The sequence below is a fragment of the Sphingobacterium anhuiense genome, from assembly GCF_042686355.1.
Classification (GTDB): domain Bacteria; phylum Bacteroidota; class Bacteroidia; order Sphingobacteriales; family Sphingobacteriaceae; genus Sphingobacterium; species Sphingobacterium anhuiense.
Genome location: NZ_JBHUPE010000001.1, coordinates 708418 through 727733 on the forward strand (window position 1 = coordinate 708418; position 19316 = coordinate 727733).

Here is a 19316-nt window from a genome sequence, read left to right on the forward strand (position 1 = left end):
GATTATCTAGTTATATGAATAATTGAATCTTTAATAATAACCTTACATTTAAATGTGTCCGATATGACCTGTAAAATTTGATTTAGACTATTTTGTTGAAATGTTGCCGTTAACAAGAGCTTTTTATCTGCTTCGCGATCAATAACAATTTTTTGATCATATGCCTTAATTAATAGTTCTACGACACGCTCTAACTTGGTATTTTCGAAGACAAACTCACGATCTACATAGTATTTATAAAACAAGTCTGGCATCTTTTTGACTGATACTTTAGTGGTATCACTATCTTGGATCGTAATCATTTCTTTAGGATGCAAGTAAACCTCCTTATTGCTGTATGAAACTTTGACCAAACCTGTTGCTACAATTACTTCGGTAGCTCCTTCATAACGACGCACATTAAAACTCGTGCCCACAACAGTAATCTGGCTCTTACCTGATTTAATCACAAAAGGATGCTCTTTGTCTTTAAACACATCAAAAAATACCTCTCCTTTCTCTAATTTTACATTTCTCCTTTTACTCATCCATGTTCGGGAATAAACAATTTCTGAGTTCTTATTAAGTGTAACCTGAGAACCATCTGGCAGTGAATCTGAAAGAACAGCGGTAGCACTAAAAAGATTTTTTTCTTGCTTATAACTATTATTAAATAAATAAAAGCCTAATGAACAGATGACCAGCACTCCAGCCGCTGCCCACCAGTTCCATTTCATCATTACTGTTTTATTCTCAGCAACTTCTATTACTCCAGCAACTCTTTTTTCTTTAGCGAATTTAAAATTTTCCCAAGCTCGATCGACATCTACCTCTGGTGCTTCAAGTGGTTTAGGTAAACGGTCCCACATATCTTTTATTTTTAAATATTCAGTTCTATTCCTAATATCTTGTTCCAACCAGTTTTTGATTCTACTATTTTCTTCTTCATTGGTTTCTCCAATGATGTATTTTTCTAGCAATTCCTTATTCATAATATATAAATGATATAAAAAATAATTACAGTTAAATAATCCATCAGCTCAAGACGTAAGTGTCGCAACGCTTTGGTCATATGTCCTTCAACAGTTTTAATGGAAAGATCCAATGTCTGAGCAATATCTTTATATTTCATCTCTTGAAAACGGCTCAGCTCAAAAACAGTACGACTCTTTTCAGGTAGCTTAGCTAGTGCTACTTGTAGTTTTTGATCAAGATCTTTTGCACTTTGATCGACAGCAGGAACAACTTCTTGCCTACTTTGCTGATAAGATTGATATTTCATCTTTCTCTGCTCTTTTTTTAAGAAATTCATACTTTCATTATAGATAGCACGATATAAGTAAGCTTTTAAAGATGTATGTACTTCTTCCTCCCAATTTTTCTCCCATAGACGCAAGAATACTTGCTGTACGATCTCTTCAGCACTCTCACTATCTCTCAAATAACGAAATGCAGAACGGTGCAATTCCTTATAGTACAAACGAAACAGTTGCTCAAATTTCTTTTCTTTATTTTCTGACATTGATTGAATTTTCCGGATTCATGAAACAATCTACTTTTATTTATGACAACTGAACTGGCCTATACCCTTACGCTAATTTCATTTCTTTTTATTGATTCAAATTTAAAATATATAAAACGATAATAATTTAATTTTTTTCAAGGGTATCGTGATGTTATGTTGTCATAAAGGAAAGACGAATAATTAATCAATACACATACAAATACGTTTAGAAAAATGAAAACAACATTAAAAACTGCCCTTATGGGATTGACACTATTAGGATTGTCCACCGCAGCAAAAGCACAAGAAGTTACTTATGGACTTCAAGTTGGAAGCAATTATAACATGACATCTTTTGGTAACAAATCCGTCAAAGATAATAATGGGAAAGTGGGTGTTTCTGTCGCTGGGTTTGCCCGTATTGGAAATGAATTATTCTTTCAACCGGGTTTAGGAGTGAGCTTGTTACGTAAAGAATATACTTTTGACAAGAATGAGAAAACGCCAAAATTCTATCAGATAAATTTACCGCTTCAGATAGGATATAAGTTGATCAATGATGGCGATTTTAATTTACGTGCTATGTTGGGACCACAATTGAATTATGACATTAAAACCGTTAAATCAACAGCAACTACTGATTATAAAAAGTTTTCTTTTGATGGTCGAATTGGATTAGGTCTTGAAATTAGCAAATTGACATTAGATGCCTATTACAGTCATGGATTTAACAGTATTGATAAAACTCTTGATGCTAAAAACAGAACGGTAGGCATCATGGTAGGCTACAAATTTTAATTAAAATAATTTTCAAATCACGAGCGTTATCCTAAAGAATAACGCTCGTTTTTTTTGTAAAACTGATCATTACAATTTAACAATGATTTAAAAAAACTATTTATTATCGATCATCTTTATACGGCCTTCTTCCTGTGTTACAAGTTGTTTTTCGACAGCTATGCCAATCGCATAACGCATCGAAAATTCAATTTGCTTACCCATTTTCTGAAAATCAAATTGACGAGCCAAGTATCGGACTAAATCATCTTCAACGATACTTAAATTCTGTTCGACGGCTTCTTGCAATGCTACTATAATTTCCTCTGGGGCTATATCTTCTGAATTTCTTCCTATTCCAGCATTTGACCGATAATAGTTGATATCAACCACACTTTGTTCCTTCCAATAAAATGGTTGACGGTGTTTGGTTACATGCGAAGGAACATCTACTATTATTTCAGATAGAATTCGCTCGATTTTAACACTAGGTTTCGCTTCCCAATGTTCCATAATACGCTTATATAAAAAAGACTTACTTATGGGTGATTCATGATGAATAAGCAACTCCATCTGTTTATGGATCAATGCCCTATTTCCAAGATCTTCTAAGCCCTCTGCTCCGATAGCAAATGCTTTTGGCAAATGAGTGCTCTCATAAGGGATCTGTTTAGAAATTATAGGAGAATAATCAATTTCTTCAATATGATATCCATTCTGATGAATACTTTCTGTGACATTAGCTACAATATGGTCATGCTCTTCTGTTTTTAATAGCAATGCATTAACTTTTTCCAAAATAGATTCAACTATAAGGTCAGCATTCTCAATCCAATCCAATGTCCAGATTCTAAAAATATTCCAACCTAAACTTTCCAACATTTTTGGTAATACCAGTTCGCGGTCGTTGGTAGTTTCCGCTTGAAAATAATTAAGTCCATCTAATAAAATCGATAAAATATAGCGTTTGGGATGTTCGGGATGAACAATACCTAAATCAACTCTATAGTCAGATGTTCCTATATTGACATTGACGATTAATCCTTCGGCACGTAATCTATTTGCGATATTTTGGGTTAAATTAGCATGATTATCTGTCGTGGTTATTTGGCTAGCATCTAATACAAGGTGTCCTTTTTCGGCAAAAGTCAGAAAATTTTTCAAACCCGCGACTCCTTCTGAAGCTGTACGATTTAAGTTTATCTGATCAGATCTAAGTGTTGCAAAAACTTTCATTTCCTCTCGAGCCCGAGTTACCGCAACATTCAGCCTTCTCCAACCACCTTCCCTATTCAACGGTCCAAAGTTCATACTCACTTGACCATTTTCATCTGGTCCATATCCAATTGAAAACAAAATCACATCTCGTTCATCACCTTGAACATTTTCTAGGTTTTTAATAAAAATAGGTTCATCACTTTCCGTAGCCCATGCTTCCAGCTCCGAATCAAGTCGATACAACTCGTTTAGCTTATCTTCTATAAGATTCTGTTGCACTTGACTAAAGGTGACAATACCGACACTCTGTTTTCGAGTTTTTTCATTCTGAAACCGTCTTGCGACATCTTCAACGATGGCCTGTGCTTCGAATTTATTCTGTCGGGTTTTACCCTTATCATAATGACCTGATACACGCTGGTAAGTGACACGACTATTTAGATCATCTGCTGATGGAAATGTTAATAATTTATTGTCGTAATAATGTGCATTACTAAAAGCAATAAGACTTTCGTGTTTACTTCGATAATGACGTAACAAATATTTAGAAGGGAATGATAAAGAAAGACAGTCATCTAAAATACTTTCAAGGTCCTCAATTTCCATATTTTCCTCATCTACTTTATTCGTCATGAAGAATGATGTTGGAGGCATCTGTTTTGGGTCACCTACTATAACCGCATGTTTAGATCGAGCTAAAGAACTAACAGCTTCACAAGTGGGTAATTGAGAAGCTTCATCGAAAATTAATAAATCAAACTGGTCCGGATTTACCTCAAAATATTGAGCCACTGAAATTGGACTCATAAGCATACACGGAGCTAAACGAGGCAGTAGTGCTGGAATTTGATCGAATAGCTTTCGAATGCTTACACCACGTCCCCGATTTTTAATGGCACGCTGTAAAATTGCTATTTCAGATCCTTGAAGAGCTTCAATAGTATTATTTGGCAACCGTTCATTTAGTCGTAACAATAATTCCTTTTTAGTCAATTCAGTGAAAGAATTTGCAATTTGTTTATACTTTTCGATCTTATCTTCAAATAATCGGACATTAAACATATTAAGTGCTTCATGCGAAGCGATCACTTTATTGGCCAGATTGTAATGAATGATATAATCAAAATGTTCCAAAAGATGTTCTTGTTTAAGATCATCTTTTTCATACAATTCAATAAACCAGTTTAAATCTAATGATATGGCTTTTTCTTTTGTTTTCGAATAATTTGTCCAATTCTTTAAATAATCAATCTGATCAATAATACCAGACATTTTACCTTCGATTTCAGTCAGCCAATCGACCTGAACAGGATAAGACCGAATATCTAATTGCGTTAAAGTTTGAAAATCATTACTCTTAATAAGTAGTGTACCCCATATCTTTATTAAACTTTGTAAAGTATATTCTTGATTTGGGATCAATTGGGTTGTTTTTGTTTTCGACTTTTCAATCCACTTTTGTATAATATCAGTTACGGTAACATTACTTAATGCTATTAATTGTCCATTAATTATTTTCAGTGTCTCAATTTGCTCCTGCACAAGTTTTAAATTAGTATCTTCTTGCAGGTAAGAGCTGCCTAAGCCTTGGTGGATTGCCTCATACTCTTTAGACTCAACTACTGCTCTTATTTGTTGAAAGGCATTGACATAAGCAAAAAATTGATCGAAGGTTTCATCTTCATGTAAAGGGGTGGTACTAAAAGCTGACAAACCTTTCTTTACTTTTCTTTTTTTAAACCATTTCGGTAAAAACCAGGTTTTTTTTGCCTCATTCCATAAAGATTCTAATGCTGTCAAATTAGTATCGAGCACGCTTTTGTGAGCATGATTTAATAAAACCTGACGTCTGCTCTGATATATTTCAAAATCAGAGATCCATTTCTGTAATCGCTCTTCTTGCGATTTACTTAATAGCATCTTCCAAAGCGATAAATCCGTCTCAGGAAGTTCCGTTAAGGACTTAATAAGCTGATCGAATAAATATAAATCTGACCAAGATAAGTTCTGAATCGGCATATCAAAATTTGATATGAACTGACGTAGCAATTGCCCATACTCCAACAGAGTATGATTTAATTCTACAGCAGAAGATACAACTTCCTGTTGGATAGCACTTGAGTATTGCACAAGAGCAATACCTTTGAACGGATTCTGACTAGGATTAGTGATAATCTTTGAAACAGAATTTAAATCGATTACCAGATCTCGCCATGTTCGCCATTTCTCATTTGTCAAAGAATCAAAAAATGTTTTAGGGAGATCGATTTTAGCGAACTGATAAGATTCTAATGTTGTCAATGCTGTAATACTATCGTACAAACTCCAGCCAATAGGTTGCTGTTTATGCAATTGGCTAATATAAATCTGTAACTCTTTTTTAGCATTTATTAAATGATTGGCCTCATCTTGAAAATTAAAATTACCCTTCAACTGTGGCTGTTCCAAAGTTTCTGCAAGCTGTGAAAGTACATCTGATTTCTTTGCTTTATTGGAGTGTAGTTCCAAACAGAAATTGGATAGACCTATTGCTGCCAATCGCTTATATACAACATCTAATGCTGCCTTCTTCGCAGCAACAAACAGTACTTTTTTGCCCTGATAAAGTGCATTTGCAATAATATTAGTAATTGTTTGGGATTTACCTGTCCCAGGAGGACCATGTAAAACAAAACTTTGATTCTGATTAGAAGTGAAAATTGCTTCTAATTGGGATACATCTGTTGCTATAGGCAACGCTAAGGCAGATGGGTTTATATTGTCAAAATCTAATGGAACTTCCTCTTTTCCAATATCTAATCGCAACTGGCCATCGATAAGGCTACGAACAATGCTACTTTTTACAATTTCTTCAGATTGGTGTGCAATATCATTCCAAAGAATTAATTTGTTAAAAGAGAAATTACCCAAAATCACCTGATCTGCAATATCCCATCCCTTAAGTCCCATGATTGCTCGTCGCATCTGTGCGATCAATTGTGCAACATCGATTCCTTTTCCATCTTTAGGAAGTTCTTCGAGATCTCGGAGATCCAAACCGTGTTCTTGACGAAGAAACTCTAATAAGGTAATATTGATCATCGCCTCTTCTTCGCGGCTTCTGAGGACAAATTTACTATTGATAGAGCGTCGCGTCAGTTCAACCGGAATTAATATAATTGGAGCAGATCGAACTTGGGCAAGCGTTTTTTTATCCCTCCACTGTAACAGTCCTATAGCCAAGAATAAAGTACTGGAGCCGTTCTCTTCTATCGATAATTTGGCATTGCGGGATATATGAGTCAGAATTGTATCTAAATCATCAGCATGATAATAAGATAATAAACGGTTATGTGCTAATTCTTCTTTTGCCAATTGATATGCTGGCGATGAAGGATGTAATGAAGGATTCAAGATATTGTACTGCTTCATTATGGGAGCATCTGCACTAGCACTGATCGAAAAACTTTTACCATCAACTAACAGGTCTTCCAGGTCATGAATATTTACATCCATAATCTGCAACATATTTTTGGTCATACGCAAATTAAGAAGATTGTTGCGCAATGACAGGTCTAACAGCTTTCTTTCCCAGACCTTCTGCTTACTGATGGATTTATTACCATTTCCCTCAAATTCTTCATAAATTTTTCCTACCTCAATCGTTTCTTCTTGCATCTTCAAATCTACTTGATTTCGTATAAATTCATGCTCGAGATCGAAAGAATCATCTATCTTTAATGGAAGCGGTTTGATACCGCTGGCACGCGCACGCTTTATATCGATGGAAAGTAAGAAATCATTCCTTTCTATCAGGCTCGCTTCCGCAAGATCAATTGCTTGATTAAAGTTAATACTAGTTCCTTTACAAACACTTGTTGATTCAACAACAACAATTTCACTTATTCCTTTAGCAAAACGTTTAGTAATAGCGGTTTTATCTTCGTTAATAATCTGCGCAAATCGATCTTGATGAAGCCAACATCCTACGAAAGCATGTCCTTTAGTAACTATTATTATTGGATTCAAATCAATCGCCTCCAAACATGCTGCGTATAGTAAACTAATATCAATACAATTACCAAAACGTTTTTTTGCAATAACATCAACCATTCTCAGCCGTTGCCCATTCTTTTCAAAACTAGGCGGTAATGCGCTGTATACTATTTCCTGCGCTTGCAAAGCATGGTATATCGCCCGCATCATTTCAAGAATCCGCGATGGGTCTGTAGCTTGGTAGCCCTCAAATTTAACAGGCAAATTTTGCTGTTCTAGATAGGCAATCGCCTTATTTTTAACCGCATAAATGTAAGGATGATTAGGTGTAATATAAGATGCTAATAATTCTGGAAGAGTATTAAAACCTCCAAAAAATGATAAGGGTTGCAACGCTATAGATACTACTTCTTCTATTAATAAATTTTCGTCCTGATAAACTCTAATTTGAAAAGTACTTCGTTCGACCTCGCTTAATTGAAGGAAATAAATTGGCTTAACAATAATTTTATCCGTGGGTATCTTAACAGATAATCCAACGGGTAGATAGGCTAATTCATAAGAAAAAGGTTCCATCCACGCTCCCTCAGAATCAATTTCAATTCGGATTTTTTCTAAAATTTGATCGCTCTTAGAAGAGAGCATCAAATTGCTCAAAAAAGTAATCTGATTTTGATACATAGAAAGATTTAAAAATTCTGCTACATCTCTTTCTATATAAACCTGTTTCATATTATCCATTCGCATTTTATCTTATTCTCTAATATAAAAAAGATCGTTAACAGTTTAGTATCTTTTATCTTAAATAATTATCATTTCAGATTATTGAGCAATAAAAACGGGTATTTTCACTGCATGTCGCAATTTATTTACAGTTTCTCCGAAAACAAAATCCTTAACTCCCGTATGGCCATGGCTACCAACAATTAACAGGTCAGCTTCATATTGTTCACATATCTTCGCAATAGAAGCAACCCGATTATTATAACCCAGTTCAAAATTAACTTGATAGGCTCTATCGGAAAAGAAATGTGCATATTTCTGTAATCTTTCCAGATCTTGTCTAGACTCTAAGTCATCCGTACTTTCTCCCGTATATTTCACGCCTGCACTTTCAACAATATGCACCAAGATAAAGTGAGAATTCGTATTAGCTATAGAAAGGGCGTACTGTACTGCTTTTGTATCTGAAGTTGAGTAGTCCAAAGCAAGTACAACTTTATTGAACGATATGGGTTCATCAAACTTTAAATCTTCAAATGGGGGATGGACATCCAATACAATTGCTCTATTTTTATGAAGTATAGGATAAATAAAGGTCATAATCAACAAAACGATCATACCTGCGGCCCCAAGAATTAATAAAACAGTTAACCATAGTATATCATATTTAATAATCCATGTTGAGATTTCCTCATATACCAGTTTGATATTAAGTACAGCGATGATAATAGCTATAAGCCATGCCAATATTTGCATATAAGGCTTAATAACGAAATTTCCCATCTTTTCCTTATCACTTACAAAATGAATTAATGGAATAACTGCAAATGCCAACTGCATACTTAATATAACCTGGCTAAAAATTAATAAAGAGCCAACTTGAGATTCTCCAGCAATTAATATGACCAATACTGCTGGTATAATCGCTAATAATCTAGTAATAATTCTTCTAAGGGTGGGACTGATCCGTAATCTCAAATATCCTTCCATTACAATCTGTCCCGCAAGGGTTCCTGTTACGGTAGAACTTTGACCTGCCAATATCAACGCTACTGCAAATAATTTAGGTGCGAGATCTGTTCCTAATGTTTTCCCCAATAAGTGATAAGCATCTTCCAGATCTGCTACATCATGCATTCCGTTTTTATGAAAAGCGGCTGATGCGAGGATAAGAATAGCAGCATTAACCAGAAAGGCGAGATTTAAGGCAATTGCACTATCAAAAAAATTATATTTGAGTGCTTTTCTTATGGAATGGTCATCTCTGTCTATTTTTCGCGTTTGTACCAAGGCTGAATGTAAATACAAATTATGGGGCATTACAGTAGCTCCGATAATTCCTATTGCAATATAAAGTGCAGCGCTATTGGGTAAGCTTGGAATAAAGCCGGTCATTACTTCACCGAAATCAGGTTGAACTAAAAACATCTCTACCATAAAGCACATACCAATCATCGTAATTAGACCAATAATAAAAAGTTCCATCTTTCTCATTCCTAATTTCTGTAGATACATAATCAAAAATGTATCTGCAAAACTGATTAATACGCCCCAAAGGATATCTATTCCAAAAAGTAAGTTTAATCCGATCGCCATTCCCAATACTTCAGCTAGATCACAGGCCGCAATTGCAATTTCTGCTAAGATATATAGCACAAAATTCATGCGCTTTGGGTATGTCTCCCGATTGCACTGTGCGAGATCTTTTCGTCTTACTATTCCTAAACGGGTACAAAGACTCTGCAAGAGTAAAGCCATGATATTACTCATCAATAAAACCCATAATAGGGCATAGCCAAACTGACTTCCCCCGGCTAAATCTGTAGCCCAATTCCCAGGATCCATATAACCTACACTAATTAAATAGGCCGGTCCAAAAAAACTGAGGATTTTTTTTATTTTTGATTTGCCCTTACTGATTTCAACACTTTCGTGCACATCTGAAAGAGATTTTTCATGCTGGTAAGGATCTTTACTCATTAGGATTGCTATGTCGTTAATATGCCATCTATCTTGCGGAAATAAAGATATAAATCCTAAAACGAAAAACTACATTTTTATCTTTTTATTAGAAATCAAAAGACAACTGTCCCTCTTCTTTAGGAGGTTTAGGAAGATTGCCAAATTTAAATTCTTCTATTGTATCATATTGTTTTCTAATGGGATTAAATCTTCGCAAGAAAATACTAGAACAAAAAAAATCTAAATCTATTGCTTTGAAATTTTCAAAAGCTACAGCAAGCTTATCCTGATCCAACTTACGCCCAACTGTCAAATGAGGTTCAGTACTTTTAAACATTTCCGTATCAAAATCGATACTGGTTATGGCCTGCATTTTATTTTTCAAGAACTGTTTAGATTTTAATGCTGGAGCAATGAAAAAAGCACCATTTTTTGGAAAGGCGCTATATTCATCGAAATAGACATATTGTGAATTTTCATATTTAAGAATCTCTGCGACTTGTTTTTTTATCTTTGATAAAGCCACATCATCCGCGAGATACTCACAAATTGTAATATGTGCCAATGAGTGACAACTGGAAAACCATCCAATCTTGTTCTTTAAACTTTCTTTGATTGACCTTACCATCTGAATACCCTTTTCACAGGGTTGAAATACCAATGAATACTTTTCTATATCTGCGGACATCTGTCCTCCTTTCTTTTAATGATTTTGACTCCTTTTAAAGATAACCATAATAAGGTAATAAGAAAAACGTAATGGCTTATTTTAAGAACGGTTTAAGGTTAAATTGAAGAAAACTATCATGATGTAATAAATAAAGTAGTTTTACCTTTACTGGTGCTGCTATAAAATAAAACTTTTCAATTCCTGAATTTAGTTATATGTCTTAAAGGACTATAAGGCTCTATTAGCAATTATTTTTTAAGTAACTTTGTCCATTATTCATTAAATACGACAATAAAGTGTCTTTCGATAAATTAAAATTAAGCAAGCGGTTACAAAAATCCATGGAAAGTTTGGGTTATTTAACACCCAAGGAAATACAAGTGAAATCTATGTCTCGGATATTAGGTGGCCAAGATATTATCGCTATAGGTCCTGACGGTTCAGGTAAAACGACAACTTATATCCTCAGTGTACTTTCTGGACTTAAATTCAACGTTCCTGATGCTCCAAAAGTTTTGATTTTGGCTCCTGATCAAGAATGTGTTCAGGCTATTGTTGATCAATTTTATTTGATCAGTAAAAATAAAGACCTTAGTATTATTGGATTACGTGCTGGAGGTAGTATGGAGCAAGAAATTGAAAAACTTGTCGCTGGTGTTGAAATCGTTGTTTCTACTCCAAATAGAGCAAGAGCTGTCTACCTTAAATTGGGCTTAAATCTTAATTTAATACATACCATAATTATTGATGATGCAGAAGAGGTAATTAAAAATGGCATGATAACTCCGGTGAAAGAACTTGTTCAGAGTGCTAAAAAGTGTCAACATCTTGTTTTTAGCACAGTGGAGCATGAAAAATTACACCAGATGATTGATGGTTTTATGGTTTCTCCAGCCCTGATCGAAGTAGAAGAACTTGCTGCGGAAAAACTTAATGTACATGATATGTTCTTATATCAGGTTCCAAATTTCACAACAAAAATCAATCTTCTCAACAGCTTAATGCTGGACAACGAAGTTTTTGATAAAGTGATCATTTTCGTTAATAGTAAACTTACTGCACAAAAATTAGGGAAAAGCTTACACCGTAAATATAACGATGAGATCGTTATATTTAACCCCTTATTTTTTGAAGATAAAAGCATTTCTGACATCGAATTATTTAAACAAGAGGATGCTCATCGGATCTTAATCGTTGCCAATGAAGGAACTGAAGTATTAGATCTGTCAGGAATACCATATATTTTTCATTTTGAAATCCCCGAGAATAACGATACGCTTATACAACGAATCATTAAATCAAATACAGAAGAGCAACTGTCATTTACTTTTGCAACAGATTTGGAGTTGCCTGAAATCAAAAAAATTGAGCATACAATAGGTCAAAAAATGGAAGTTCTTGATTTACCAGAAAAATTATCAATTTACAGTGCAAAAAAGGGAAATACCTCATTAATTGATGATGATAATGATGGAACACGTGGTGCAGCTTTCCATCAAAAGAAAGAAAGTAATAGCAAAACATATAATTATGGGGCTGGTAAAAAAGCTAAGATGACCATGAAGAAGAAAAAGGGTTAAATATCCTCCTTCATATAAAATCTAAAAATCACGGGACTATCACTCCGTGATTTTTTGTTTTTTGGCTTAATATAGATCATCCCGATATGGTTTAGCCTTTTTAATTGTGAACTTGTGACGATTCAATGAAATTTAACCTATCATAAAATCATTAATTATATTTTATCTTTACAGGTCTATTGAGTGGCGCTGTAAGTTATAAATAATGAAGGAAGCTATTTACCACTATGCCTCTTCTATCTTGGTTATATTAAAATAAAAAAATGTACAATTTCAAAAATGACTATTCTGAGGGTACACACCCAAATATTCTCAATAAATTAATAGAAACAAATCTTGTTCAACAACTTGGTTATGGAGAAGATGAATATGCTATCCAAGCAAAAGATATTTTAAAAAATAAGATCAATAACCCACAAGCTACCATTCATTTTCTTTCCGGAGGCACGCAGACCAACCTAATTGTTATTTCTTTTCTTTTGCGCCCCCATGAAGCGGTGATCAGTGCTAAAACCGGACATATTTCGGCTAATGAAACAGGAGCTATTGAGGCAACCGGTCATAAAGTAATTACTGTAGAAACCGCTGATGGCAAACTTAATCCAATTGCTATTGAAAGAGCATTGCAAGAATATGCACTAAAACCACATGTAGTAAAACCTCGGATGGTTTATATTTCCAATTCAACTGAGATCGGCACGATCTATCTTAAGAAAGAATTAGAAGATCTGGCAGCATGTTGTCTTTCGCATAATTTGTTATTATTTCTTGATGGTGCTCGATTGGGACACGCTTTAATGGCTCAAGATAATGATTTAACACTCGCTGATGTTGCAAAATTAACAGATGTATTCTATATCGGTGGAACGAAAAATGGTGCATTATTAGGCGAAGCTGTTATTTTTAAAGATCCGAATCTGGCAGAAGATTTTGATTATGTACTGAAACAAAGGGGAGCAATGTTAGCGAAAGGACGTGTACTTGCGATACAATTTCTTGAATTATTCAAGGAAGACCTATATTTCGAATTGGCAGATCATGCTAACAAAATGGCCATGAAAATAGCAAAAACTGTTAAATCTAAAGGTTTTTCTTTCTTAACAAATTCAACTACAAATCAGATTTTCCCTATTTTACCCAAAAATATCATTACAAAACTCAATGAAAATTATTTGTTTTTTGTCTGGAAAGAAATAGATGAAGACAATGCTGCAATTCGATTAATAACATCATGGGCAACAGACGAACAATATGTCGATGCATTTATTAATGATCTAAAGCGACTTTAATTGCATTAAAAGCATTTCGTTGAATCACCCTATCTTAAATGCTAACAATTAAGTACTATATTTCTTTAACTTAGTCCACGAGAATAAAAAAGGGTTCTTCAAATTCTGAAGAACCCTTTACTGTTTATTTGTTTTTGCTAAAGTTAGTAACCTGTATTTTGTTTTAAGTTGCCCATACTTGCATTGATTTCAACCTGAGGAATAGGGAAAATTTCATTCTTATTAGGCGTAAATGTAATTCCCTTAAATGTTGGTAAAATTCCGCCTTCAAATGCAGAATAGCTTTCAATTACTTGTTTCGCAGTGCCCCATCTTACTAAATCATAAAAACGGTGTCCTTCCATTGCTAATTCTAAGCGACGTTCAAAACGAACCGCAGTACGTGCATAATCTTGTGAAGCAAAAGTAGGATACGGCTTTACAACATATACTGCTGCTGGAGATCCATCAGCGACCGTCTTGCCAGGTAATTTTGAAGCTCTTACACGGATAAAATTAACATACTTTAATGCTTCAGACAAATTGTTTAACTCAACTTCACATTCTGCTGCCATTAAAATAACGTCTGCTAGGCGAATAATATTAACATCTAAATCAGTAACATAAGTTCCATCATTTGAAGTATGACCAGAAAACAAAGCTTTAGGAATCATGGTTTTCATTCCCGAAAATGGCCCTGCATGGGGTCGAGATCCATCATCATATCTTAACCAAGTGTCGCCAGGAAAAACTCCATAATCCAGAAAACTAACTCCTCTCCTGCCTGCTGTATAATCTAAACGTGGATCAAATCTCAATGAAGTGTTTACTTTATAATCATTAAGAGCTGCACCGGTCAATGTAATATCTGATGTATATGGATTATTACGATAAGAACCATCCAATAAAGGTAGGCCATTGGCATCTACTTTATAAGCATTGACCAAATCAATACTAGGTTGGTAAAATCCACAACAACCAATAGGCCCGCCGTTTAATCCACCTAACATATCTCCAACGTTAGCATTGTCTCCTGAACCATCTGGATTAATGACATGCTTAGACACCATAATCGCTTCAGGACCATTTTCTTTCAATACATCATAGTTATCTTGGAACGGCATAGCAGTGATGTCTTTTCCTGACAAAACAGCTTTAAATAGATCAAGAGCTTCTTTATATTTTTTCTGATACAGATAAAATTTCCCTAAATAAGATTTTGCTGCAAATTGATCCATACGCCCACCTTCGCCATTAATTTTAGATGTTGGTAAATTTGCAACTGCTGTTTTAAGGTCGCTTTCGATTAAAGGTAAAATATCTTGATCATTTTTAATTGTTTTTGAATCCTCCATTGATACATTTTCATCTATCACAGGTATATTTTTAAAAACCCGCCATAGTAGAAAATAATAATGTGAGCGCAACATCTTGGCTTCTCCTTCAATTTGTTTAGCACGCTCAGCTCCGACAGTTTTTCCTTTTGCCTGATCTTGAGCAAGCAACCTTAACGTACTATTTGCTCTCAGTACTCCTTCGTAATACACCTGCCACATTGTACTCAAATTATCATTTGAAGAAAATGGTGCAAAGTTCACTAAACTATTCATGTTAGGCTGATCGGTTGGCGTAGATCCCTTGTGGGCATTATCGGATATCATTTCTCCAAAAACCCATTGACTAGGAGCCGATGCATAGTTACCCCAGGTACCATTCACATTTCCATTTAGTATTGCATAGGCCCCTATCAAAGCCGATTCAACACCTTTCTTTATAGAAACCTGTTCTTCGATAAGCTGACCTTGTGGGTTTTTCTCTAAAAATCCTTTACCGCAGCTGCCTAAACCAACAACTGCTAATCCTGCCATACCTATTAATATCTTTATATTTTTCATTTTGCTCACATTAAAAAATTAAATTAAAATCCCAAACTTACACCTAACATATATTGTCTAGATTGCGGATAAACCCCAAAATCAACACCTAATGCTGGATATTTCGAAGGTGTTGCTGTAATCTCCGGATCTAACCCCTCATATTTAGTTATGGTAAATAAATTAGTCACTCCTAAATAAGCACGTAATTTTTTGATACCGGTATTTGCTCCAAATAATTTCTCCGTTTGGAAGTTATAACCAACTTGCAGGTTTTTCAACTTGAAAAAACTTGCATCTTGGATATAATATGTTGATGATGCAGATTCGATATCCACATAGTTATAACCAGGCAATTCTTGTTTAGGGACTGTACCAGAAGTATTTGTTTCTGACCACGCATCCAATACGCGAACACTTTTTTGTCCATCAAATACTCCCAAATCAGTAAAGTAACGGGTCGCTTCATAATTTTGATTCCCTTGAGACCCGTAGAAATACATCATCATATCAAAATTCTTATAATTGGCATTAAAATTAATCGAATAGGTAAAATCAGGGTGTGGACTTCCGATAATTGTTCTATCATTAGCATCGATCTTACCATCATCATTTAAATCTTCGTATCTAAAACCACCAACGCGTGCTTTATCGTAAGATGGCAAATTAGCTAGTTCGCTTGCATTTTGATAAATTCCTGCTACTTGATAACCGTAAAATGCACCAAATGGTTGACCCGTTTTCATGATCGAAGTTTCCATACTTCTAAATGCACCATAGATTACTTCATTAACTCCAGGAGCTAAAGACAAGATTTCATTTTTATTTTTAGAAAAATTCACGCCTAAATCAAAATTAAATTTATCCGGATCTTTCTGTTGCTGATGGTAATTTACTGAAACTTCGATACCTTTATTTTGCATTTCACCAATATTCAAATATGGTGAGGCTCCTCTACCCGCGGCATATGCTGGAAGTGGTAATGCAAAGAGCATATCTGTTGTCTTCTTATTATACCAATCAAATGATCCATCAAATTTTCCACCTATGATTGAAAAGTCCAAACCAATATTCAGCGATTTGGCCTGCTCCCATTTCACATTTTCATTTTGATAATCACTGATCCACATCCCGCTTACTAACGCGCTGTTTATTGGATAAGATGAAGAATTTTGCGAAAGCTGATATCTTTTTAGATATTGAAAAGATGGTATGCGTTGATTTCCTGTAATACCATAACCTGCTCTAATCTTTAAATCATCTAGCCAAGTTGCACTTTTCATAAATTCTTCCTCGGATAGACGCCAAGCTCCACTTACACCTGGAAAAGTACCATATTTATTGTTAGGTCCGAAATTGGAAGATCCATCACGTCTAAGTGTTGCACTAAAAATATAGCGATCCATAAACGAGTAATCTACTTTTCCAAAAATGGAAAATAATGATCCGAACGCACCTTCACTTTCCCCAGATTTTTTAGCTCCTGCACTTACATAGAAGAAATCGGTATTATTACTAATAAAATAATCATTTCCTCGACCCTGTACCTGACGATAAGAATTATCAATGGCCTCTGTTCCTAATAAAACATTCAGATTATGAACATCGTTAAAGATAGCTTTGTAATTTAACGTATTCGTCCAGGTCCATTCCGTATTATAGCCAGAAGTCTCAGTTACGCCATTATTGGCACTTCCTTCTGTAAATTCTAAATTTGGGTAAGTGTAATCTGTTGTATAATAGTTTTCATATTTAATACCGAAGCTTGTTTTAAACGTCAAACCTTTGATGATATCGTATTCCCCAAATGCATTTCCGAAAAACAAATTACTTTTTGAAACATCATCTTTTGCACGATAAGCGATCGCAACTGGGCTTTCTCCATTTCCCCAACCACCTTTTGATCCGGCAAAATTGCCTCCTTCATCATAAACAGGAATAATATTTTTAATCCGATAAGCAAAACCTAACGCACTTCCTTCACCTATATAATCACCTGCTGTATTTGTGTTTACTCCTATACCATGTCCTTTGGTCATACTATATTGCATGTTCTCGCCAAATCTGAGCTTTTTATTAAAAGCCGAAAAGTTGGTATTAGAGCGAACATTAAAACGTTCAAATCCGGTATGGATAATGGTACCCTCTTGTCCCAAATAACCTCCAGAAACTGCATAAGTAGCATTTTCACCTCCACCGGTCGCGCTTAATTGATAGGATTGCGTAGGTGCATTTCTAGATAATGCATCAAACCAATTGGTACCGGCCTTATTTGCTTTGGTAATTTGATAAAACTCTTCTTTATTATCCGCATAATTGTATTTGGACATATCGTAATCACTCGGTTTGATCAAACTTCCAACGGCACTTCCCGCAAGTAAATAGTCTGGTAGAACATCTTTCTTTCCACTTAAACCATTGTTGATATCCAAAATCTGTTGTGGACTCAACATCTTTGGAAAACGGCTCTTATTTGGTGATTGAATACCGTAATAGCTGTCAAAATTAATTTGAGGTTTTCCCATTTTCCCAGCTTTGGTGGTTACGATGATAACCCCATTATTGGCTCGTGAGCCATATATAGAAGCTGCGGATGCATCTTTTAGGACCTGTAGGCTTTCAATATCATTTTGATTCAACCAACTTAATTTTCCTTCATAGGGTACACCATCAATAACGTATAATGGTTCATTATTATTGATCGTACTATAACCACGAATTTTGATCTGAGGAGTTGCACCTGGAGCACCATCTGTTACCACCTGCACCCCTGTTGCACGTCCTTGTAAAGATTCTACAGCACTTGCAGCTGGTGTACTTTTTAACTGATTAACATTTACAACTGAAACAGATCCGGTCAGATCTTTTTTACGTTGTGTGCTGTATCCGGTTACTACTACCTCATCCAAATCACCAGTTTGTCCTTGCATCCCAACAATTAGTGGAAGTGATGTTGATGTCACATTCACAGATTGCTTTGAAAAACCGACATAAGTAATTTCCAATACATCATTTAAGGCTGCATCAATCTGAAAATTACCCTCCGCATCGGAAGAGGTTGCTAAAGTCTTTCCCACGACTCTAATTGTTGCTCCAGCGATGGGTTCTTTAGTCGCGGCATCCTGAACCTTTCCTCGAACAGGGTTTTGCGTAATCTGTGTATTGATCACATAACTTGACACATCAGCAAATTTTGACATCGGATTACCTAATGACTGATGGCTAATTAATACGAGCGCTGTGGACGCCCAAAGGGAGTATTTTATCGATTTTTTATGTTCAATAAAATCCTCATTAAGAAACTGTAATAGTTTTCTCATAATGTGAAAAAGGTTTAATTTGGTAATTTAATCAGTGCTAAACCCTATTGAAAGAATCTCCCCTAGCACCATATGTTTAGTTGTTACCTAATGTACGCAATCGATTGATTTTTCATAATTATTCACGAAAAATATTACTAACATTACCATAAAACACTGATAATTAACAACTAAAAATACAAGAGCTTATTGTAACAAGTACATCATGTAACAAAAAAAAGACAATTTAACTTAATACCAATTAGTTTAAAGAATAAATTTAAATGATCAAATAGCTCAATGGATTAATTCTAAATAAAAAAGCTTTATCTGAAAAAAGCGATCACAATAAATTCAAATTCTGTATCTAATTAAATGGTTATTATTACTGATAGAAGAGTAAGTAATTGAAAAGTATTAAAGCTGTAGCGTCCTAGAATAGGTTGACATATAAATTTAACGATAATTATCCTTACTTGACTATTTC

Annotated in this window: 10 protein-coding genes; 3 read left to right on the top strand and 7 right to left on the bottom strand. The window is 34.8% G+C overall.

What is annotated here, in order from left to right:
* Positions 1 to 2: 2 nt before the first annotated feature.
* The gene (locus tag ACFS6I_RS03130; RefSeq protein ID WP_380918135.1) at positions 3 to 971 is read right to left on the bottom strand and encodes a FecR family protein; all 969 of its coding nucleotides are present in this window, start codon (positions 969 to 971) and stop codon (positions 3 to 5) included.
* Positions 968 to 1501 carry an RNA polymerase sigma-70 factor gene (locus ACFS6I_RS03135; RefSeq protein ID WP_021191495.1) on the bottom strand — a complete coding sequence of 178 codons (534 nt, stop codon included), beginning with the start codon at positions 1499 to 1501 and terminating at the stop codon, positions 968 to 970. Before ACFS6I_RS03135 ends, ACFS6I_RS03130 begins: the two co-directional genes overlap by 4 nt.
* Positions 1502 to 1717: 216 nt before the next feature.
* Here ACFS6I_RS03135 and ACFS6I_RS03140 point away from each other — a divergent pair, with 216 nt between their 5' ends.
* Positions 1718 to 2281, top strand: coding sequence for a porin family protein (locus ACFS6I_RS03140; RefSeq protein WP_380918137.1), 564 nt, complete (start codon positions 1718 to 1720; stop codon positions 2279 to 2281).
* A 96-nt stretch (positions 2282 to 2377) separates the two neighbouring features.
* On the opposite strand, the gene ACFS6I_RS03145 is transcribed toward ACFS6I_RS03140, so the two are convergent.
* From ACFS6I_RS03145 to ACFS6I_RS03155, 3 genes are all read right to left on the bottom strand, one after another.
* Positions 2378 to 8194, bottom strand: coding sequence for a DUF4011 domain-containing protein (locus tag ACFS6I_RS03145; RefSeq protein ID WP_380918139.1), 5817 nt, complete (start codon positions 8192 to 8194; stop codon positions 2378 to 2380).
* Positions 8195 to 8275: 81 nt separating this feature from the next.
* Complete coding sequence (locus ACFS6I_RS03150) at positions 8276 to 10156, bottom strand: Nramp family divalent metal transporter (protein ID WP_380918141.1); 1881 nt, start codon at positions 10154 to 10156, stop codon at positions 8276 to 8278.
* 88 nt (positions 10157 to 10244) lie between these two features.
* Complete coding sequence (locus ACFS6I_RS03155; RefSeq protein ID WP_380918143.1) at positions 10245 to 10826, bottom strand: 2'-5' RNA ligase family protein; 582 nt, start codon at positions 10824 to 10826, stop codon at positions 10245 to 10247.
* Between the two features lie 323 nt (positions 10827 to 11149).
* Here ACFS6I_RS03155 and ACFS6I_RS03160 point away from each other — a divergent pair, with 323 nt between their 5' ends.
* Entirely contained in the window at positions 11150 to 12388 is a 1239-nt protein-coding gene (locus ACFS6I_RS03160) for a DEAD/DEAH box helicase (RefSeq protein ID WP_380918145.1), read from the top strand.
* A gap of 263 nt (positions 12389 to 12651) precedes the next feature.
* Positions 12652 to 13677: a threonine aldolase family protein gene (locus ACFS6I_RS03165; RefSeq protein ID WP_380918147.1), complete on the top strand. Its 1026-nt coding sequence runs from the start codon at positions 12652 to 12654 to the stop codon at positions 13675 to 13677.
* Positions 13678 to 13820: 143 nt separating this feature from the next.
* Here the strand turns inward: ACFS6I_RS03165 and ACFS6I_RS03170 are convergent, their stop codons facing one another.
* On the bottom strand, positions 13821 to 15551 hold the full coding sequence (locus ACFS6I_RS03170; protein ID WP_380918149.1) for a RagB/SusD family nutrient uptake outer membrane protein: 1731 nt from the start codon (positions 15549 to 15551) through the stop codon (positions 13821 to 13823).
* A gap of 23 nt (positions 15552 to 15574) precedes the next feature.
* The gene (locus ACFS6I_RS03175; protein WP_380918151.1) at positions 15575 to 18850 is read right to left on the bottom strand and encodes a SusC/RagA family TonB-linked outer membrane protein; all 3276 of its coding nucleotides are present in this window, start codon (positions 18848 to 18850) and stop codon (positions 15575 to 15577) included.
* Between the last annotated feature and the right edge of the window lie 466 nt (positions 18851 to 19316).